19 protein-coding genes and 1 tRNA gene are annotated in these 20,046 nt (G+C 62.4%); 11 read left to right on the top strand and 9 right to left on the bottom strand.

The window, feature by feature from the left end; all coding sequences use genetic code 11:
• Positions 1-6: 6 nt before the first annotated feature.
• The 4 genes from AB7828_RS10555 to AB7828_RS10540 all read right to left on the bottom strand — a co-directional run bounded on the left by AB7828_RS10555 (position 7) and on the right by AB7828_RS10540 (position 4,908).
• Entirely contained in the window at positions 7-1,692 is a 1,686-nt protein-coding gene (locus AB7828_RS10555; protein WP_420878637.1) for an ABC transporter ATP-binding protein, read from the bottom strand.
• Positions 1,689-2,573 (bottom strand): ABC transporter permease, encoded by an 885-nt coding sequence (locus AB7828_RS10550; RefSeq protein ID WP_093756404.1) that lies wholly within the window; start codon positions 2,571-2,573, stop codon positions 1,689-1,691. Before AB7828_RS10550 ends, AB7828_RS10555 begins: the two co-directional genes overlap by 4 nt.
• A gap of 13 nt (positions 2,574-2,586) precedes the next feature.
• Positions 2,587-3,528 carry an ABC transporter permease gene (locus AB7828_RS10545; protein WP_089264942.1) on the bottom strand — a complete coding sequence of 314 codons (942 nt, stop codon included), beginning with the start codon at positions 3,526-3,528 and terminating at the stop codon, positions 2,587-2,589.
• A gap of 246 nt (positions 3,529-3,774) precedes the next feature.
• Complete coding sequence (locus AB7828_RS10540; protein WP_441230105.1) at positions 3,775-4,908, bottom strand: M20/M25/M40 family metallo-hydrolase; 1,134 nt, start codon at positions 4,906-4,908, stop codon at positions 3,775-3,777.
• A gap of 330 nt (positions 4,909-5,238) precedes the next feature.
• Between AB7828_RS10540 and AB7828_RS10535 the strand changes: the two genes are divergently transcribed.
• Positions 5,239-6,858, top strand: a complete 1,620-nt coding sequence (locus tag AB7828_RS10535) for an ABC transporter substrate-binding protein (protein WP_441232221.1) — start codon at positions 5,239-5,241, stop codon at positions 6,856-6,858.
• Here AB7828_RS10535 and AB7828_RS10530 read toward each other — a convergent pair.
• Positions 6,855-7,010 (bottom strand): hypothetical protein, encoded by a 156-nt coding sequence (locus tag AB7828_RS10530; RefSeq protein WP_176454592.1) that lies wholly within the window; start codon positions 7,008-7,010, stop codon positions 6,855-6,857. The two genes, AB7828_RS10535 and AB7828_RS10530, sit on opposite strands and share 4 nt — an antisense overlap.
• 244 nt (positions 7,011-7,254) lie before the next feature.
• Between AB7828_RS10530 and AB7828_RS10525 the strand changes: the two genes are divergently transcribed.
• Positions 7,255-8,880 carry an ABC transporter substrate-binding protein gene (locus AB7828_RS10525; RefSeq protein ID WP_120292628.1) on the top strand — a complete coding sequence of 542 codons (1,626 nt, stop codon included), beginning with the start codon at positions 7,255-7,257 and terminating at the stop codon, positions 8,878-8,880.
• Positions 8,881-8,989: 109 nt separating this feature from the next.
• Here AB7828_RS10525 and AB7828_RS10520 read toward each other — a convergent pair whose 3' ends face one another.
• Complete coding sequence (locus AB7828_RS10520) at positions 8,990-9,553, bottom strand: helix-turn-helix domain-containing protein (protein ID WP_068736144.1); 564 nt, start codon at positions 9,551-9,553, stop codon at positions 8,990-8,992.
• A gap of 329 nt (positions 9,554-9,882) precedes the next feature.
• On the opposite strand from AB7828_RS10520, the gene AB7828_RS10515 reads away from it, so the two are divergent.
• From AB7828_RS10515 to AB7828_RS10480, 8 genes are all read left to right on the top strand, one after another.
• Positions 9,883-10,230, top strand: coding sequence for a RidA family protein (locus AB7828_RS10515; protein ID WP_093756398.1), 348 nt, complete (start codon positions 9,883-9,885; stop codon positions 10,228-10,230).
• A 221-nt stretch (positions 10,231-10,451) separates the two neighbouring features.
• Positions 10,452-11,708 carry an MFS transporter gene (locus tag AB7828_RS10510; protein ID WP_374725737.1) on the top strand — a complete coding sequence of 419 codons (1,257 nt, stop codon included), beginning with the start codon at positions 10,452-10,454 and terminating at the stop codon, positions 11,706-11,708.
• A gap of 155 nt (positions 11,709-11,863) precedes the next feature.
• The gene (locus AB7828_RS10505; protein WP_231080107.1) at positions 11,864-12,379 is read left to right on the top strand and encodes an MOSC domain-containing protein; all 516 of its coding nucleotides are present in this window, start codon (positions 11,864-11,866) and stop codon (positions 12,377-12,379) included.
• The gene (locus AB7828_RS10500) at positions 12,376-13,332 is read left to right on the top strand and encodes a PDR/VanB family oxidoreductase (protein WP_441230104.1); all 957 of its coding nucleotides are present in this window, start codon (positions 12,376-12,378) and stop codon (positions 13,330-13,332) included. Before AB7828_RS10505 ends, AB7828_RS10500 begins: the two co-directional genes overlap by 4 nt.
• A gap of 286 nt (positions 13,333-13,618) precedes the next feature.
• Positions 13,619-14,647 carry a 2-keto-3-deoxygluconate permease gene (locus AB7828_RS10495; RefSeq protein ID WP_441230103.1) on the top strand — a complete coding sequence of 343 codons (1,029 nt, stop codon included), beginning with the start codon at positions 13,619-13,621 and terminating at the stop codon, positions 14,645-14,647.
• Between the two features lies 1 nt (position 14,648).
• On the top strand, positions 14,649-15,911 hold the full coding sequence (locus tag AB7828_RS10490) for a four-carbon acid sugar kinase family protein (protein ID WP_441230102.1): 1,263 nt from the start codon (positions 14,649-14,651) through the stop codon (positions 15,909-15,911).
• Positions 15,908-16,909: a 4-hydroxythreonine-4-phosphate dehydrogenase PdxA gene (gene pdxA, locus AB7828_RS10485; RefSeq protein WP_089264929.1), complete on the top strand. Its 1,002-nt coding sequence runs from the start codon at positions 15,908-15,910 to the stop codon at positions 16,907-16,909. Before AB7828_RS10490 ends, pdxA begins: the two co-directional genes overlap by 4 nt.
• Before the next feature lie 148 nt (positions 16,910-17,057).
• On the top strand, positions 17,058-17,822 hold the full coding sequence (locus tag AB7828_RS10480; RefSeq protein WP_441230101.1) for a DeoR/GlpR family DNA-binding transcription regulator: 765 nt from the start codon (positions 17,058-17,060) through the stop codon (positions 17,820-17,822).
• A gap of 4 nt (positions 17,823-17,826) precedes the next feature.
• On the opposite strand, the gene AB7828_RS10475 is transcribed toward AB7828_RS10480, so the two are convergent.
• Positions 17,827-17,912, bottom strand: a tRNA-Leu gene (locus tag AB7828_RS10475).
• Between the two features lie 148 nt (positions 17,913-18,060).
• Here AB7828_RS10475 and AB7828_RS10470 point away from each other — a divergent pair.
• On the top strand, positions 18,061-18,477 hold the full coding sequence (locus tag AB7828_RS10470) for a twin-arginine translocation pathway signal (protein WP_441230100.1): 417 nt from the start codon (positions 18,061-18,063) through the stop codon (positions 18,475-18,477).
• An 11-nt stretch (positions 18,478-18,488) separates the two neighbouring features.
• Here AB7828_RS10470 and AB7828_RS10465 read toward each other — a convergent pair whose 3' ends face one another.
• The gene (locus AB7828_RS10465) at positions 18,489-19,655 is read right to left on the bottom strand and encodes an FAD-dependent monooxygenase (RefSeq protein ID WP_441230099.1); all 1,167 of its coding nucleotides are present in this window, start codon (positions 19,653-19,655) and stop codon (positions 18,489-18,491) included.
• 9 nt (positions 19,656-19,664) lie between these two features.
• Positions 19,665-19,910 carry a zinc-finger domain-containing protein gene (locus AB7828_RS10460; protein ID WP_089265655.1) on the bottom strand — a complete coding sequence of 82 codons (246 nt, stop codon included), beginning with the start codon at positions 19,908-19,910 and terminating at the stop codon, positions 19,665-19,667.
• Positions 19,911-20,046: the final 136 nt, after the last annotated feature.

Below are 20,046 nucleotides of genomic sequence, written 5' to 3'. Positions count from 1 at the left end.
ATGGGCTCAGGCCGCCGGCACGGTGGTGCTGCCATCGACCGCGCGGAAGTTGGCGAAATCCCATCCTCGTCCGGGCGCCGCGTCAAGCAGCTGGCGCGTATAGGGCTGTTGCGGATTTGCGAGGACTTCCGCCGCCGGGCCCTGTTCCACCACCCGACCATGCTGCATTACGGCAACGTCGTCGCAAATCTGGGCGGCGACGCGCAGATCGTGGGTGATGAACAGGATGGCGATGCCGAGCCGGGTCTGGATGTCGTCGAGCAGCCGCAGCACCTGCGCCTGCACCGAGACGTCGAGCGCCGAGACGGCTTCGTCGGCCACCAGAACTTCCGGATCGAGGGCAAGCGCGCGCGCAATGGCGATGCGTTGGCGCTGGCCGCCGGAGAACTGGTGCGGATAGCGCGACACTGCGTCAGGTGGAAGACCGACCAGTTCGAGCAGTTCACGCGCCCTGGCCATTGCCACCGAATGTTTGGTGCCGAAATTGATCGGACCTTCGCAAATGGACTCGCCGATGGTGATGCGCGGATTGAGCGAACGATAGGGGTCCTGGAAGACGATCTGTATCTTCTTGCGGTGCGGCTGCAACGCGTGACGTGACAGGTCGGAGATTTCGCGTCCGGCGAGACGGATGCCGCCCGAGGTGGGATCGATCAGTCGGACGATACAGCGCGCCACGGTCGATTTGCCGGAGCCGCTTTCGCCGACGATGCCGAGCGTGCGGCCCTTGCGCAGTGTCAGCGTGACGTCCTGGGCTGCGTGGACTTCGCGTGGTTTCCCGAACATAGAACGTTCGCGATAGACCTTGCCGAGCTCATTGGCCTCGAGCACGACTGGATTGAAGCCTGCTTCCTCGCGGGCCGCGCGGGGAATGAGGCTCGGCACCGACGACAGCAGGTTACGAGTATAGTCCTGCGTGGGCGCGCTCAGAATATCCTTCAATGCTCCGGTTTCCACCAGGCGTCCATTACGCATCACGGCGACGCGGTCGGCGATGTCGGCCACCACGCCCATGTCGTGAGTGATGAACAGCACGGCGGTGCCGTGATCCTTCTGAAGGTCGCGCATCAGCTTGAGGATCTGCGCCTGGGTGGTGACGTCGAGCGCTGTCGTTGGCTCATCGGCGATCAGCAGTTTCGGCTCCAGCACGAGCGCCATGGCGATCATGATGCGCTGGCGCTGGCCGCCCGACAGGCGGTGCGGATAGGATGCGAAGATGCGCTTCACATCGGGAAGCCGCACTTGCTCCATCATGTCGAGAATGCGCGCACGGCGGGCGCTGGCGCCGAGACTGGTGTGGGTGCGTAGTACTTCGTCGATCTGCTTGCCAACGGGGACGACTGGATTGAGCGCCGTCATCGGCTCCTGGAAGATCATCGCCATGGTGGTGGCGCGGAGCTCGCGCAGCCGCCGGTCGCTGGCCTGCAGCACATCTTCGCCGACCAATTTAATGCTGCCGCCGATGGCTTTGAGTGAATCTCGCGGCAGCAGGCCCATGGTGGAGAGCGAGGTCACCGACTTGCCGGAACCACTTTCGCCGACCACGCAGAGCGTTTCGCCCTGGCGCACCTGGAGAGAAATGCCGTCGATGATCTTCTTGCCGGTGCCGCTCTTGCCGACGCCGACGACGAGGTTTTCAATTTCCAGTGCGATGGGGCGGGTATTCACGGTGGGGTTCACTAGTTCACTCACTTGCCGGCCTCACGCTGTTTCATGCGGGGATCGAGCGCATCGCGGGCAGCGTCGCCGATCAGATTGACGGAGAGGATGGCAATCGAGAGCAGTAATCCCGGCCAGAAGATCAGCGATGGCTTGACCTGGAAGAAGGCGCGACCCTCGGCCATGATATTCCCCCAGGTCGGGGTTTCCGGGCTGATGCCGGCGCCGAGGAACGACAGGATCGCCTCGGTGAGAATGGCGGATGCGGCGATGAAGGTGCCCTGGACGATCAGCGGCGCCACCGTGTTGGGCATCAGATGCTTCCACATGATCTTCGGCATGCTGGAGCCGAGCGAGATCGCCGCCTCCACATAGGGCTCCTCACGCGCCGACAGCACCACGGAACGCACCAGTCGCGCGACACGGGGGATTTCCGGAATAGTGATCGCAATCAGCACCGTCGTCAGAGTGGCGCCTGACAGCGACACGACGGCGATGGCCAGCAGCACGCCGGGCATCGCCATCAGGCCGTCCATGACACGCATCATCACAGCGTCGGCCAATTTGAAAAAGCCCGAGAACAGGCCGATGAAGAGGCCGATGACAATACTGGTGACGGCGGCGCCGAGGCCGATCAGGAGCGAGATGCGACCGCCATAGAGGATGCGCGCCAGCACGTCGCGGCCGTAAGCGTCGGTGCCGAGCAGATATTCCGAACTGGCCGGCTTCAGCCGCAAGGCGGGTGCCAGCAATTGCGGATCGTGCGACGTCAGCCACGGTGCGAAAATCGCCGACAGGATCACCAGCGTCAGGCAAATCGTCGCCAAGGCGATAATCGGCGTCGCGGTGAGAAAGCCGAGCGACGGACCGCTGCGGGAGGGGAGGGCCGGGTTGGGAAGGGATTCGATCGCCATCAGATACAGATTCCTAGTAACGAATTCTGGGATCGAGCAGTGCGTAGGCAAGGTCGATAAGCAAATTGACCCCGACATAAACGCCCGAGGTCAAAAGGATCATGGCCTGGATCACGGGAAAATCCCGCGCCAGCACGGCGTCGACCGTCAAGCGACCGATGCCGGGCAGGTTGAACACGCTTTCGGTGACGACGACGCCGGAGATCAGCAGTGCGAAGCCGGTACCGATCACCGTGATGACCGGCACGGCGGCGTTACGCAGCGCGTGGCGGAACAGCACACCGCTCTCGTTGATGCCCTTGGCGCGCGCGGTGCGGACATAGTCTTCGCCGAGCACTCCGAGCATCGCCGCGCGGGTCATGCGCGCGATTAGCGCGACATAGACAAAGGACAGCGCGACGGTCGGCAGCGTGATGCGCTCAAAGAACGGCCCGAAGCCACGCGAGATGCTGCGGAAACCCTGCACCGGAAACCAGCGCAGTTCGATCGCGAACACCTGGACCAGCACGTAACCGATCACGAACACCGGCACGGAGAAGCCGATCACTGACAGCGCCATCACGAAACGGTCGATCCATGTGCCGTGTTTCCATGCGGCGATGACGCCGAGCGGGATCGCAACAAGGATCGAAACCAGCATCACGCTTAATGCAATGCTCAAAGAGGGCTCGATGCGCTGGTTGACCATCTGCAGCACAGGCACGTTGGAGATCAGCGAGGTGCCGAAGTCACCGTGCAGCAGCCGCCAGACCCAGCTGAAAAACTGCGTGTAGAGCGGTTCGTTGAGACCGAGCTGCGTCCGGATGCGGTCGAGCTGCTCGGCCGTCGCGTTATCGCCGGCGATGATCGCGGCAGGATCGCCGGGCGTCAGCCGAAGCAGCAGGAAGACAAACAGGGCCACCACACCCATAACGGGTATGGCCGCAAGAATCCGGCGAATGAGGTATCCGAGCATGGCGCTTTCCTATTGGTGGTGTTGATCGAACGTAACTGGACCGCGTCGGTCAACCGGAAACGTCACGGGCTCGCTGCTCTTGGTCGTCATGGTCCGCGAGAAACACAGATTTTTCGAGAAACAATGATTCACTGTCGCAACTTGCCTCAACCCGAAGTTCGCTAAACTTAAACGTAAAGGTAGCAAGTCCTGTGCCACCGCCCGATTTGCGCCATGCGATGCATGTGCAAACCGGGCGACGTTGCATCAATCGAGGGTTGCCAGCAATCCCGCCATCAGGCGGCCACGATCAACAAGGCTCTGCGCGACGATATATTCGTTGAGCGTGTGCATATCGGCGCCATGAACGCCGAGCCCGTCGAGGGTCGGGATGCCCATTGCGCCGGTAAAATTACCATCCGAACCGCCACCCTTGCTGCCATGGGTCAGTTCGGGCAGGCCGAGGCGACCATTGATGGCCTTGGCTTTCTCGAACAGCGCCATGGTCGCCGCGTTCGGTTCCCACACCGGGCGGGTGACGCCGCGGGTGACGTTGAAGGTCACGTCATTCTCGGTACCTGAGAGAGCGAGCATGCGCTGGACGCCAGCATCGAGATCCTCCTGGCGCTTGGCCATGCTCAGCGCTTCGCCGGTGCATGACGAGGCAACGCAGTTGACCCATTGTCCGCCATGCACGATGCCGACGCTGAACGTGCAGTCCGGTCCGGTCATCTCGTCGATCTGCACGATCTTCTTCGCCATTTCGCGAATCGCGGAGCGGCCGTTCGATAGCGTCGCGCCCGAATGGCTGGGCCGGCCGATGGTTTCGAGATTGAAACGGGCGATCGCATAGCGGCCAGTGGTGACACCGTTGCCCGCACTACCGGGCTCCGGCACCAGCACGTATTTGTTCCGCGCGGCTTCAGCTTCGATGATGTCGCGGGTCGATGGCGTGCCGACTTCCTCGTCGGGCGTGAACAGTACGGTGATGGGTAGCGGCGTCGTATAGGAGATACGTGCGAGCTGGCGGATGGCTTCCAGCGACAGATAATTGCCGCCCTTCATGTCGCAGATCGCCGGGCCGTAGCAGCGCTCGCCATCGCGGCGCCACTTCAGTTTTTCGATGGTGCCAACCGGATGAACGGTATCCATGTGGCCCGCGATCAGGATACCGGGTTCGCCGAATTTCGGATGTGGAAAACGGGCGCGGATGCAGCCGCCGAATCCCTGACGTCCCGCGATGCGCTCGATGGTCGCACCCATGATTGCCATGTCGCGTGCAGCGAGGTCGAGCATGCCGTTGACCGCATTCGCGTCCCGTGTGGGGCTCTCGCATTCGACCCAGATGCGCAGGCCCTGCAACATGTTCTCGAGATCAAACGGGAGTTCGGCGGGGTTCATCAAGTCATTCCTCTTGGATGAGAATTTCGTCACGGATGATCAAGGCGCTCCGTGCCTGCGCACATTGCGAGAGTTTGTCGGCGAGAGTTCGCGCATGACTTAGCAGCAGCGCAATCGCCTTTGCAAATCGACAATGTGCATTGCAATGCATTCTACACCGTGTGGATGTATCGCGTGGAAAACGCGATTGACGCGCATCACGCTTGATGCCAAGTCCTTGAAGCCTAAATGATAAAGGCAATACGCGAAGGCGCCTAAAATTCTATCGCGTTGCATAATCGATCATCGATCGATGGTCAGATTCCAGTCAGGAGAGATTGAGTGTCCTACATGTCACGTTGGCAGCATTCTGCGGCCTTCACGAAATTTGCGCTGCCCGGTCTGGCGGTCGCCGTTGCGCTCGCGCTGCCGGTGCTGTCGTCGCCCGCGCATGCTGCAGGTAAGACCATCACTGCAGTGATGCATTCCGATCTGCGTGTGATCGATCCCGGTATCACCACCGGTTATATCGTCCGCGACCACGGCTACATGGTTTACGACACGCTGCTCGGCATGAACTCGAAATACGAGATCAAGCCGCAGATGGCCGACTGGAAGGTCTCCGACGACAAGCTTGTCTATACATTTACCCTGCGCGACGGCCTGCTGTGGCATGACGGCAAGCCGGTCACCGCCGAAGACTGCGCCGCGTCGCTGCAGCGCTGGGGCCGCAATGACGGCATGGGCCAGAAGCTCATGGATTTCACCAAGAGCATCGAGGCGCCCGACGCCAAGACCATCGTGCTGACGCTAAAGGAGCCCTACGGCCTCGTTCTGGATTCGATCGCCAAGCCATCGTCGCTGGTGCCGTTCATGATGCCAAAGCGTCTGGCTGAGACGCCCGCCGGCAAGGCGATCGCCGAGCAGGTCGGTTCGGGTCCGTTCAAATTCTTGCAGTCGGAATTCCAGCCCGGCGTGAAGGCCGTCTACGAGAAGTTCAAGGAGTACAAGCCGCGCTCCGAGCCGACCGACTGGCAGGCCGGCGGCAAGGTGGTGAAGGTCGATCGCGTCGAATGGATCACCATGCCCGATGCACAGACCGCGGTGAATGCGCTGCAGTCGGGTGACATCGACTTCATGGAAAATGGTCCCTACGACCTGCTGCCGGTCCTGGCGAAGGATCCGGAGCTTAAGATCGAAGTGCTCAACCCTCTGGGCTTCCAGACCTTCGGCCGCATGAACTTCCTTAACCCGCCCTTCGACAATCCGAAGATTCGCCGTGCCGCGTTTTTGGCAATGAGCCAGAAGCCGGTGCTGGATGCGCTGGTCGGCGATCCCAAATATTACAAGGTCTGCGGCGCGGTGTTCGGTTGCGACACGCCGAATGCGACGGATGTCGGTTCGGAAAGCCTTGTGAAGGGCAATGGCGTCGAGGAAGCCAAGAAGCTGCTCGCCGAGGCCGGTTATGACGGCACGCCGGTGGTGATCATGGCGCCAACCGACGTGACCACGTTGAAGGCGCAGCCGATCGTTGCGGCGCAACTGCTCCGCAATGCCGGCTTCAAGGTCGAAGTGCAGGCCACCGATTGGCAGACGGTGCTCAGCCGTCGTCCGAGCCAGAAGCCCATCAAGGAAGGCGGCTGGAACATGTTCTTTTCGAACTGGGTCGGTGCCGACATTCTCAATCCCATCAGCAATGTCGCGACCTCCGGCCGCGGCAAGAGCAATGGCGGCTGGTTCGGCTGGAGCGAAGATGCCGAGCTGGAAATGCTGCGCGACAAATATGCGCGTGCGACCACGCCGGAAGAGCAGAAGAAGCTCGCCGCCGAGATCCAGCAGGAGATCTATGACAAGGTCATCTACATCCCGCTCGGCGAATACAAGGTGCCGAGCATCTGGCGCACCTCGCTGACCGGCGTCACCCAGGGCGCTGCCATTCCGATGTTCTGGAACATCGACAAGAAGGACTAACCGGCGCCGCTGTCGCGGTTCGTGTGAAGTAGCAGAACGCCGGCCTGAGTGATCAGGCCGGCGTTCTTGTTTTTGCGAATGACCTCTCCACGAGCGATGCGTTCGATGGTCGCACCCATGATTGCCATGTCGCGTGCAGCGGGGTCGAGCATGCCGTTGACTGCGTGCGTGACTTGGCAGCAGCAGGCAATCTCCTTTGCAAATTGACGATGTGCATTGGAATGCATTCTGCAGCATGTGGATGTAGCGCGTGGAAAACGCGATTGACGCGCATCACGCTTGATGCAAGTCTTTGATGTCTAAAAGATAAAGGCAACGCGTGGTCGCGCCTAAATTTCTATCGCGTTGCACAAGCAATCATCGACCGATGGTCAGTTTCAAGTCAGGAGAGATCGAATGTCCTACATGTCACGTTGGCAGCGTTCTGCGGCCTTCACGAAATTGACGCTACCAGGTCTGGCGGTAGCCGTTGCGCTCGCGCTGCCGGTGCTGTCGTCGCCCGCGCATGCTGCCGGCAAGACCATCACCGCAGTGATGCACTCGGATCTGCGCGTGCTCGATCCGGGTATTACCACGGCCTATATCGTGCGCGATCACGGTTACATGGTTTACGACACGTTGCTGGCGATGGACGCAAACTTCAAAGTCCAGCCGCAGATGGCGGAATACAAAGTCTCCGATGACAAGATGGTCTATACTTTCACGCTGCGCGACGGCCTGAAGTGGCACGACGGCAAGCCTGTCACTGCGGAAGATTGCGCTGCTTCGTTGCAGCGCTGGGGCCGCAATGACGGCATGGGCCAGAAGCTCATGGACTTCACCAAGAGCATCGAAGCCCCCGACGCCAAGACCATCGTGCTGACGCTCAAGGAGCCCTATGGCCTCGTGCTCGACTCGATTGCCAAGCCGTCCTCGCTGGTGCCGTTCATGATGCCGAAGCGTCTCGCCGAGACGCCCGCCGGCAAGGCCATTCCGGAGCAGATCGGTTCGGGTCCGTTCAAGTTCGTGCAGGCTGAATTTCAGCCGGGCGTGAAGGCGGTCTATGAGAAGAACAAGGACTACGTGCCGCGCTCCGAGCCTGCGAGCTGGGCGGCCGGTGGCAAGGTCGTCAAGGTCGACCGCGTCGAATGGGTCACGATGCCCGATGCGCAGACGGCGGTGAACGCGCTGCAGTCCGGCGACATCGATTTCATGGAGAACGGTCCCTATGATCTGCTGCCGATTCTCGTCAAGGACAAGGACCTCAAGATCGAGGTTCTGAACGAGCTCGGTTACCAGACGTTGGGGCGTATGAACTTCCTGTTGCCTCCCTTCGACAACGTCAAGGTTCGCCGCGCGGCGTTCCTCGCGATGAACCAGAAGCCGGTGCTCGATGCGCTGGTCGGTAATCCCGACTACATGAAGATCTGCGGTGCCATGTTCGGCTGCGGCACGCCGAATGACACCGACGTCGGTTCGGAAACCATGGTCAAGGGCAGCGGCATGGCGGAAGCCAAGAAGGCGCTGGCCGATTCCGGTTACGATGGCACGCCCGTGGTCATCATGGCGCCGACCGACGTGTCGTCGCTAAAGGCGCAGCCGATCGTTGCAGCGCAGCTTCTGCGCGATGCCGGCTTCAAGGTCGAAGTGCAAGCCACCGACTGGCAGACCGTGGTGACGCGCCGCGCCAGCCAGAAGCCCGTCAAGGAGGGCGGTTGGAACATGTTCTTCACCAATTGGGTCGCTGCTGATATTCTTAACCCGGTTTCCAACGTCTCGACGTCGGGCCGCGGCAAGAATGGCGGCTGGTTCGGATGGTTCGAGGACGCCAAGATCGAAGAACTGCGCGACAAGTATGCGCGCGCAGCGACGCCTGCGGAACAGAAGGCTGCCGCTGCGGAAGTCCAGGCCCGTGCGCTCGAGCAGGTCGCGTATCTGCCGCTTGGCGAATACCGGATCCCCAGCATATGGCGGAAGTCACTGACCGGCGTGCTGCCGGGCGCCGCCACTCCGGTGTTCTGGAACATCGACAAGAAGGAGTAACCGGCGCCGCTGCGGCGGGCAGGTTTGAATAAGAGAGCGCCGGCCCGAGTGATCAGGCCGGCGCCTTTGTTTTTGCGAATGACCTCGTGATGACGGGGATGAGCCGGTACTACCGCTCGGGCGATGCCGCCGACACCACAAGCAGCACGTCGGCCTTGGGCTTGCCGATGCTGCGCACCCAGTGCGGCGTCTCGCCGGAAAAGTACAGGCAGTCGCCTTTCTTCAGGACGATCTCTTCGTCCTCGATCTTGATCGCCATCTTGCCTGATATGACGAACAGGAATTCCTCGCCCGCATGCGATGCGCGCGGCGCGAATTTCAGCGGCGGCCGGATCAGGAACGGCTCCATCATCTTGCGTGTGCGTCCCGCAGCCAGCGCCAGCAGATCGACGCCGTCGTCCTGCATGGGCGTTTGCTGTTCGTCCTGCCGGAACAGCGTGTAGCGCGGGGCCGGCGTCGGGTTGGGGTCGAACAGATAGGTGACGTTGACATCGAGCGCCGCGGCGAGGCGCAGCAGCGCATTGACCGACGGCGTTTTCAGGCCGCGCTCGACGAGGGAGATATAGCCGCGCGTCAGCTCGCTCTGGGTGGCGAGCTGATCTAGCGTCAGTCCCTTGGTGGTGCGTAGCTGGCGCAGGTTGAAGCCAACCGCATTCTTGCTGACGTCGAGCAACGTCGATCTCCTGATGAGGTGCTTGTTCTTTTAGAGGGCGCGCGGCGATGGTGGAAGGGCCGTCTCGCTGATCTCTTTGAAAGAGCTCCAGAGCGATGCCGGAGTGTTTCTACAGGAAAACATTGCTGCAGATATTTCCAGCACGGGCAAGGATAATTTAGGCAAATGTGCGGGGGAATGCCGATTTTCAGCCTGCGTTATGTGCATTGGCTGTCTTTTGCCGATTTAGGCATCAGATGCCGATTTTCGTGACGTTGATTTCTGTCAGTAAACCTGTTGGATTTTGATGACGGGAATATGTCCTCAGAAAACGACACGAAGGCAGATATATGATCAAGCGTTTGAAGCCCGGTAAGCGGCTCAGCATGGCCACGGTGCATGGTGGTCTCGTTTATCTCGCAGGGCAAGTGCCGGACGATCTGTCTGTCGGTGTCGAAGCGCAGGCCGCCGAAGTGCTCGCCAAGATCGATGCACTGCTCGGCGAAGCCGGCACGGACAAGTCATCGATCCTGAGCGCCACAGTGTGGTTGCCCAACATCGCGGATTTCGCGGCTTTCAATACAGTCTGGGATGAGTGGGTGCCGGCAGGCGCATCGCCTGCACGCGCCTGTGTCGAAGCGCGGCTCGCCAATCCCTCGATCAGAGTCGAGATCGCAGCCATCGCTGCGATTCTCTAGGGAATCGCTGCCATTCCTTAGGCATCACCACCGCCTGCGCTGGGGCGACTGAAGCAACAGCGAAAGTTCACGAGAAGACCCAGACTGCGCCGCGAGATGTCGCGGCACGGAACGAGCCCACGCGCCTGAAACTGAACATGTCTTTTGAAGGAGTGAACATGACCGTCGCAGAAGAATTCAATACAGTCACCGCCACGGCGGAGAATCCCGACGATGCGGCCATGCGCAAGATCGTCTGGTCGAGCGTGATCGGCACCGCCGTCGAATGGTACGACTTCCTGATCTACGGCGCGGCAACCGCGCTGGTGTTCAACAAGGTGTTCTTCGCTGCCGGCGATCCGGCACTCGCAACTATCGCAGCCTTCGGTACCTATGCGGTCGGCTTCCTCGCGCGTCCGCTCGGCGCGGCGATCTTCGGTCACTATGGCGACCGTGTCGGCCGCAAGGCGATGCTCGCCATTACGATCATGGTGATGGGCCTCGGCACATTCGCCATCGGCCTGCTGCCGACCTACGCACAGATCGGCATCGCAGCGCCGATCCTGCTCATCGCACTGCGTTTCCTGCAGGGCATCGGCCTTGGCGGCGAGTGGGGCGGCGCGGTGCTGATGGTGGTCGAGAATTGCCCCACGCATAAACGCGGCTTCCTCGGCAGCATGGTGCAGGTCGGCAATCCCGTCGGCAATCTTGCGGCCATCGGCATGTTCGCGCTGGTGTCGCAACTGCCTGAAGAAGACTTCATGAGCTATGGCTGGCGTATTCCGTTCCTGATCTCGATCCTGCTGGTCGGCGTCGGCCTCTGGATCCGCATGAGCATGGAAGAGACCCCGGCGTTCCGCGCGCTGAAGGCGAAGAACGAAGTCGCCAAGATGCCGATCGTCGACATCTTCAAGTATCACCGTCGTCCGTTCTTCACGGCTGTCGGTCTGAAGATCTCGGAGATCGCCTATGCCAGCATCGCCGGCGTGTTCATCATGTCCTATGCGACGTCGAAGCTCGGCCTGTCGCGCGGGCTGGTGCTGAACGGCGCCTTCATCGCATCCTTTGTCGCGCTGTTCTCGATCCCGTTCTTTGGTTGGCTGTCGGACAAGGTCGGGCGGAAGGCGATGTTCTATGCGAGCTGCCTCTTTTGCGCGGCTTTCGCATTCCCGATGTTCTGGCTGCTCGATACCCGCGATCCGACCATCGTGATCCTCACCATCGTTGTCGCAATCTCCTTCGGCCAGATGGTGATGTTCGGCATCGGTGCGCCCTGGTATTCGGAACTGTTCACCGCGAAGCTGCGCTATAGCGGTGCATCTCTCGGCTTCCAGGTCGGTGCGGCCATCTCGGGCGGTCTCAGCCCGTTGATCGCGGCGTCGCTCATGACATGGGCCGGTGCGACCTGGCCGGTATCGGTGTTCCTGATCTTCTGCGCCTGCATCACCGCAATCGCGACATCCTTTGCGCCGGAAATGGCGAACAAGGAACTGACCTGAACGCAGTCTTCGTCATGCCCGGCGCATGCCGGGCATCCACGTCTTTGACCGCATGAAGACGTGGATGGCCGGGACATCCAGCGAAGCCGCGCTTCGCGCTTTGCCCGGCCATGACGGAGTGATGTGTCGCCCAAGCCTCTACAAGGACGAAAGCAATGCTCGATACCGTTACTTCCGCATCCACTGCCGTGGTCTCGTCATGGACCGGCGTGGTGCGCTATCTCCACATCACGCCGCGCGCGTTCCTGCCAATGCGTGAAATGCCAGAACTCACTTTGATTGCCGGCAAGGGCATCGAGGGCGATCGCTACATGATCGGCCGCGAGGAGGGGTTCTATTCGCACAAGCCCGAAGAGGGGCGTCAGGTCACGTTGTTCGAATACGAGACGCTGGTAGCCCTGAAGCGCGATCACAATATCGATCTCGCCCCCGAGGAGCATCGCCGCAATGTCACCGTATCCGGCGTGCCGCTGACGCATCTTGTTGGCCGTCAGTTCTGGCTCGGCGAGACGCTGCTGGAATCGACGCGGTTGTCGATCCCGTGCCGGCATATCGAGGAGATCACCGGCAAGGCGATCTTCGATCCGCTGATCAATCGCTCCGGCCTCAACTGCAGGATTCTGCAGGGTGGCACCGTGCGTGTCGGCGACGCCGTGCGGAACGTGCAATGAGCGCGGTGCCGATCACCAGGGTTAGGACCGTCGTCGACAAGATCGAGGACGGCGGCCAAGGCATCAAGCTGTTCTCGCTGGTCGATCCCGATCACTGGGAGCTGCCGCCGTTCCGGCCGGGTGCACATATCGATCTGCATTTGCCCCGTGGATTGGTGCGGACTTACTCGCTCTGCAACGATCCCGCCGATGACAAGCGCTATGTCGTGGCAGTGAAGCGCGAGGCCGAAGGGCGGGGCGGTTCGATCGTACTGCATGACGCGGTCAAGGTCGGCGACACCATCGGCGTGACGCTGCCCCGCGGCGGGCTCGATCTGTCCGCGGATGTGACGCGCTTCACCTTCATTGGCGGTGGCATCGGTGTGACGCCGTTCCTGTCAGCGGCGGCCTTCCTCAAACGTATGGGCCGTTCGAAATTCACGCTGCACATGATTGCGCGCGGTGAGCCGCCACTCGCCGATCTCCTCGCGCCGCTGCGCAAGTCCGGTCATGTGGTGATTCACGACACGTCGAGCGGGCAACGCCCGGATATCGCGGCACTGGTCGGCCGGCCGTTGTCGGACGTCGCGCTCGCCTGCTGCGGTCCCGACGGCATGATCGACGACTTCGAACAGGCGTCACGCGACTGGCCCGCCGATCGCGTTCATATCGAGCGCTTCGTGCCACCGCCGCTGCCGGTCGACCCCGACGCGAAGCCCTATGTGCTCGCGCTGGCGAAGTCGAAGCGGGAAATCACCGTGGCCGCGGGGCAGACCATGCTGTCAGCGCTGACAGATATCGGCATCGACGTGCCGGCATCCTGCTGCGGCGGCATCTGCGGCTCCTGCAAGGTGGACTGGCTCGAAGGACAGCCGGTGCATCGCGACCGCGTGCTGTCGCCGGCGGAGCGCGAACGCAGCCTCCTGGTCTGCGTGGCAGGTTCCGCTAGGGATCGTCTGGTTCTCGATCTCTGACTGCTGATCTGACGGCCCAACAGGCGGCAACGGTCATCCGTTGCCGCCTGTTTGCGTTTCATGCAGCGCATCGCGACGCGCGACGTTCCGGTCAGCGAAGCGCCCGCTTTGGATGGCTTACAAACATACCTTGATCGTTTAACTAATTTTTAGAAATTGCGCAAAGTGCGCAAAAAGTGTTTGATGTCTGCGCAATTTGCGCATATCGGGCGGTGTGCGCAGGGGCTCCTGAGGGAAATTGCGCAGAATAATCAGTAATGCGCACGGCGCGGGAAGGAAATAGACCATGCAGATTCCAATTAAGCGGGCGATTGAGAAGGTGCCGGGCGGCATGATGACCGTGCCGCTGCTGATCGGCGCGCTGTTCGCGACCTTTGCCCCCAACACCCCGAAATTCTTCGGCTCGTTCACTGGCGCGCTGTTCTCCGGCGGCGCTCTCAGCATTCTCGCCGTGTTCTATGTGTGCATGGGTGCGAGCATCGACTTCAAGGCGACGCCTTACATCGTGAAGAAGGGCGGCGCCCTGATGATCGTGAAGGTCGGTACCGCCATCATCCTCGGCCTGATCTTCGGCCGCTTCCTCGGTGAAGCGCCGGTCACCGCCGGCATCTTCGCAGGCGTGTCGACGCTGGCGATCGTCGCCGCCATGAACGACACCAATGGCGGTCTCTACATGGCGCTGATGGGCCAGTATGGCCGTCCGCGCGACGTGGGTGCCTATAGCATCATGACGCTGGAAAGCGGTCCGTTCCTCACCATGGTGACGCTCGGCGTTGCCGGTCTGTCGTCGTTCCAGTGGCCCGCGCTCGTCGGCGCAATCCTGCCGCTGGTGGCCGGCATGATCCTTGGTAATCTCGACCGCGAACTGCGCGACTTCCTCAGCAAGGCCGTGCCTGTGATGATCCCGTTCTTCGCCTTCGCGCTCGGCACCGGCCTGAACCTGACGCAGGTCTGGCAGGCAGGTCTGCTCGGCGTCGGCATGGGCGTTGCCGTCGTGATCGTGACCGGCATCCCGCTGTTCTTCGTTGACCGTCTCACCGGCGGCAACGGCGTTGCGGGTGTTGCTGCGGCGTCGACCGCCGGCAATGCGGCGGCTGTGCCTGCGATCGTCGCTGCGGCCAATCCGGCCTATGCGGCTGCTGCCGGCCCGGCGACCATCCTCATCGCGGCCTGCGTGGTCGTGACGGCGATCCTGACGCCGATCCTGACCTCGTGGGTTGCCGGCATCGTCGGCCGTGATGTCGAGCCGGAAGCGGAGGCGACGACGCCTGCCGCGCCAAGCGTCGCATCACCCGCACCAGTGGCTGGGCACTAAGATGGCGGGACGCTGGCTGATCCTCGCCGATGATCTCACCGGTGCAGCGGACTGCGCCATCGCCTTCGGTCGCCGCGGTCTTGCGGCTGCCGTGACCTGGGGCGAGATCGCAGGTGCCGGGGCACGTGCCGGGGATCGCCAGCATCCGGTTATCTCCTATGATGCAGCGAGCCGCGGCCTCACGGCCGAGGCCGCTGCGCGTCGGCACGCCGACGTGTTGCAACAGTTGATGGAGCCGGATCGGCTCCTGTTCAAGAAGATCGACTCCACGCTGCGCGGCCAGCCGGCCTCCGAGACGGCGGCTGCGCTGGCCCATCTCAAGGCACAGTCCGGTTCGGCCTTCGGCATCTTCGCGCCAGCCTTTCCGGCGACGAACCGCACCACGATCAATGGCCGCGTCGTCGTTGGCGGCCGTCCGCTTGAGGAAGCCGAGGTCTGGAAGCGCGATCACACCTACGACAATGCCGACATCGCTGATGTATTGGCATCGGCAGGCGTTCGCAGCGAGAAGGTGCTGCTCGCGACCATCCGCGGCGGCGATCTGAAGGCGCATCTTGCGCGTATTGCGTCCGGTGACAGCGTTGTTGCGATCTGCGATGCGGAGACCGAGCACGACCTGCATCTGATCGCCGAAGCCAGCCTGAAGATTTCACCGGCGACAGTGTTCATCGGCAGCGCCGGCCTTGCACATGCGCTGGCTGCGCTCGATGACACGAGTGCCACCGAGAAGCTGGAAATTCCCACTAGCACATATGGCACGCTGATCGTGGTCGGCTCGCTCGCCGGCGCGTCGCGCTCTGCAGCGCGCAAGCTGGTCGCCAGCGGCACCGTGACCCATCTGCCGGTCACACCGGAAGTCCTGCTCGGCGACAAGGCAGGGCAGGCGGCGCTGGCTGCACGCGTGACCGAAGGATTGACCGCAGGCGGCGATGTCCTGGTTGAGATCGTGATGGACGACAATCCGAAAATGTCGCTCGGCCCGCAGCTCGCGCAGAATCTTGCCGATGCGCTGATGCCCGTGGCGTCCAGCATCGGCGCCTTTGCAGCAACTGGCGGCGAGACTGCCGCAGCACTCTTGTCGCGCTTCGGTGTCAACGGCATCCGTCTGGCGGACGAGATCGAGCCCGGCGTTTCGCTCGGGCTTACGCTCGGCGCATTGTCCGTGCCGATCGCCACCAAGGCCGGCGCCTTCGGCGACGAGAACAGCCTGATCAAAATTCGCGAACGTCTTCACATCGTCCGAACTCAAGGAAGCTTCACATGACCCGTCCGACCATTGCGATCACCATGGGCGATCCCGCAGGCATCGGGCCCGAAGTGATTATGAAGGCCTTCGCGCATCCGGAAATGCTCGCGATGTGCAATCCGCTGGTGATTGGCGATGCCAATCGCCTGCGCAAGGCCGGCGAGATCGTCGGCGCCAGGATCGGCGTCGACTCGCTCAGCGATGCAAAGGCTGCGAATTTTGCGTCGAAGAACGTCCAATGCGTTGACTTGAAGATCGTTCCCGACGATTTGCCGTTCGGGCAGAACTCCCCGATCGCAGGCGAGGCGGCTTACCGCTTCATCGAGAAGGCCGTCGAGATCGTTCAGGCCGGCATCGCCCAGGGTATCTGCACCGCACCGCTCTCCAAGGAAGCGCTGCATGCAGCCGGTCACAAATATCCCGGGCATACCGAACTGCTCGCACATCTGACCGGCACGCCTGAAGTGTCGATGATGCTGGTGTCGCCGAAGCTGCGCGTCATTCACGTGACGACGCATATCGGCCTGATCGATGCCATCAAGAAGATCGAGCCGGGCCTGGTCGAGCGCGTCATCACCCGCGGCCATGAAGTGCTGGTCAAGGCCGGCATCAAGAATCCGAAGATCGGCGTTTGCGCCATCAATCCGCATGCCGGCGAGAACGGCCTGTTCGGCTATGGCGAAGAAGCCGAGAAGATCACGCCCGCGGTCGAAGCCTGTCAGAAGAAGGGCTGGGACGTCCGCGGTCCGCTGCCCGCCGACACGCTGTTCTTCCTCGCCGGCCGCGGCGACTACGACATGGTGGTGGCGATGTATCACGATCAGGGCCATGGCCCGATCAAGGTGCTGGGTCTGGAATCCGGCGTGAACATCACGGTCGGACTTCCCGTCATCCGCACCTCGGTCGATCACGGCACCGCCTTCGACATCGCCGGCAAGGGCATTGCCGATGAGCGCAGCCTTCTCGAGGCCTTGCGGCAGGCGGTGGATCTCGCACCGGGATCCAAGGCGGCTTGACGCATCCTTCGTCATTCCGGGGCGCGCGCTCTTGCGCGCGAACCCGGAATCTCGAAGTGTCTGTCACATATCGAGGTTCCGGGTTCGTCGCCGCGAAGGCGCGGTGACGCCCCGGAACGACGAGCGTGATGAGAGGGCAGGGACATCCATGTCGATGCGCAACAAGGAACGTCGCTCACGCTTGTTGGACGCCCTGAACGCCGGCGAGATCGATGTCGACGATCTCGCACGGCGCTTTGGTGTGTCCGGGTCCACCGTGCGGCGCGACCTGCAGCATCTCTCGAAGAACAACGCGGTGCGCCGTACTTACGGCGGCGCGATTCTCACCGGCCATGTCGCAGAGACTACGCTCGACCAGCGTTTCGCGGTCCAGGGCAAGGAGAAGCAGGCCATCGCGCGGGCCGCGATCGACCTGATCGAGGACGGCGACACGCTGATCCTCGATGCCGGCTCGACGGTCGCCGCTTTCGGCAAGCTGCTGCTGCAGCGCCGCCTGCGTATCATCACCAACAATATCGCGCTGCTGCCGTTTCTCGCCAAGGCACCAAGCATCGAACTCGTAGTGCTTGGCGGCGCGCTGCGCTCGACCAGCATGAGCACTATGGGTCCATTGGCCACTGAAGGACTGCGCCGGCTCACGGCCGACCGCGCCATCATGAGCGCCGACGGTGTCGTGAGCGGCCGCGGGTTGTGCGAGGCCGACCTCGATCAGGTCGCCTTGAAGTCCCTGATGATGCAGCAGGCCAAGGAGGTCATCGTGCTCGCCGACGCCGGCAAGCTCGGCCGCGCCGAACAAGACGCCTGGGCGCCGCTTCCCCAGCGCTGGACCCTCGTAACAGGCGCCGGTGCTTCGGCGGAGCAGCGCAGGCTCATGGAGAGTGCAGGGGCGCGGATCGTGGTGGCTGGCGTCTAGCCGCTGGTGCCCCCTGCCGGACTCGAACCGGCACGCCCAGAGGACTCAAGATTTTAAGTCTTGTATGTCTACCAATTCCATCAAGGGGGCAGGCCGCGCTTCCTTACCTTTAAAATCGCCAGTCGCCAAATCGCTTGCGAGATCAGGCAAATGGCGGGCGGGGGCGCAGCTTCGGCCTCAATCCGGCCACCGGCGGCTGCTTTACGCAACGTCAATCCTGCCCGGCTAGAAAGTCCCGATGATCGACCGTCACCCTCGTTCCCGCCTGCCAATGCGCGCTGCCGCGATGGCGTCGTTGCTCGTCGTTGCCGGCTATCTCGGCGGTTGCGCCAGCATGGGCGATGGCATGGTGTCGGGCGCTTTCGTCGATCCTGCGAAATATGACCTCTATGACTGCCCGCAGCTTGAGACCGAGCGCAAGACGCTTGCGACGCGGACAGCCGAATTGCAGGGGCTGATCGACAAGGCCCAGACCGGCACGGGTGGAGCGGTGGTCAGCGAACTCGCCTATCGCAACGATTACATCTCGACGCGTGCGCAGGCCAAGCTGGCAGAAGAGAACTGGCAGAAGAGCAAGTGTGTGGCGAGTGCGCCGAAAGCGCCGGCGGCATCAGAACCCATTACGCCGCGCAAGCGGGCTGGCGCCCGCTCCTGAGCCTGTCAGGATCAGAGTTTCCAGTCATAGATCCAATCCTGCCGCGCCTGTAGACGCTCTGCACCGAGCGCGCGCATGGCGAGGTCGCGCGCCAGCGCCATGGGGCCACGCAGATGATAAATCTGGCCGGATTGTCGGGCGGCGCGCTGTATCAGGCCGACGCGTGGCTGGCGTAGCGCGGCGTAGCGCGCCAATGCGGGCGCGATCGCTGCGGCATCGTGGCCAGCGGCGGCAAGGCACTCCGCCAGCACCGCCGCATCCTCGATGGCCATGCCTGCGCCCTGCGCGGCGAAAGGCAGCATCGCATGGGCGGCATCACCCAGTAACGCCACGGATCCCTCGTGCCACATGCCGCCGTCCGGCAGTGTGAACAGCGGCCAGCGCCGCCAGTTCTCGACGCTCTCGATCATCGCGCGTGCATTGGCCGGCCAGCGCGACGCTGCAAAATGTCGCCTGATCTCGCTGGCGTCGCCGGTATCGCTGCTGCCGGGCTGCATCACCGCGCCGGGCATGATCGCGACCGTGTTGATCCGCTCGCCCGATGACACCGGATAGACAACGAGATGGGCCTTCGGCCCCATCCAGAGCTGGACGCCATGGGGGACCAGGTCGCTTTTCAGCCGGCTCGTTTCCAGTGTCCCGCGCCAGGCGATCAGGCCGGAGAATTGCGGTCGCGTTTCGGGAAACACCTGTCGCCTCACGGTCGACCATGCGCCGTCGGCGCCGATCAAGGCCAGCGCCGACTCGTCGTTGACGATGATACCGGCGGGCGCGGCGCGGAGGTTGTCCACGGGACAGCCGAGGCGCAGTTCTATGTCGGGATGCGCGGTGACCGCGCCGAGCAAGGCCGATTGCAGATCGGCCCGGTGCACCAGCCAGTAGGGCGCGTCATCGCTTGCGCTGCCGAGCGGCAGGCGGATCACCTCGCCGCCGCTGCGCGCGGTCATGATGCTCACACTGGCGGGCGTCGTGACATGGGGCGCAAGGCGCGGTTGCAGGCCGAGGCCGATCAGTATGCGGGTCGCATTGGGCGAGAGCTGCAGTCCTGCGCCGGCCTCTTCAAGCCGTCCGATCTTCTCACAGATGATGACGCGAAAGCCCCGGGCGGCTAGCGCGAGTGCGGCCGTCAGTCCGCCGATGCCCGCACCAGCGATGACGATGGTGCGCGGCGCCGTCACGGCCGGAAATCAGGCAACCTTGTCTTTCACCACGCATTCCGGCGGACGTGACTGGCCGGCGCCGAGATCGGCGGCAAAGCGATACAGGGTCGAGCAATACGGGCAGATGATCTCGTTGTCGTTGCCGAGATCGAGGAAGACATGCGGATGATCGAACGGCGGATTGGCACCCACGCACATGAATTCCTGCGAGCCGATCTCGATGATCGGAACGCCGGCGTCATTGTGAAAGTGCGGAACCACGTGGTCGGACATCTTCTCTACCTTTGCTCGCAACAGCCGCGGGCGTATGAGCCGGCGCGCCATTCAGTGCGGCGCACCATACTGGTCCGGAACCATGATTCCTAGACCACGCAGGGGTCATTCATCCGTACAAATTCGACACAATTCG

Origin of the sequence: Tardiphaga sp. 215_C5_N2_1 (assembly GCF_052076055.1) — a bacterium.
GTDB classification, from domain to species: Bacteria; Pseudomonadota; Alphaproteobacteria; order Rhizobiales; family Xanthobacteraceae; genus Tardiphaga; species Tardiphaga robiniae.
Note: the sequence above shows the minus strand (reverse complement) of the source record. Positions and strands in the feature narration are given on the sequence as shown.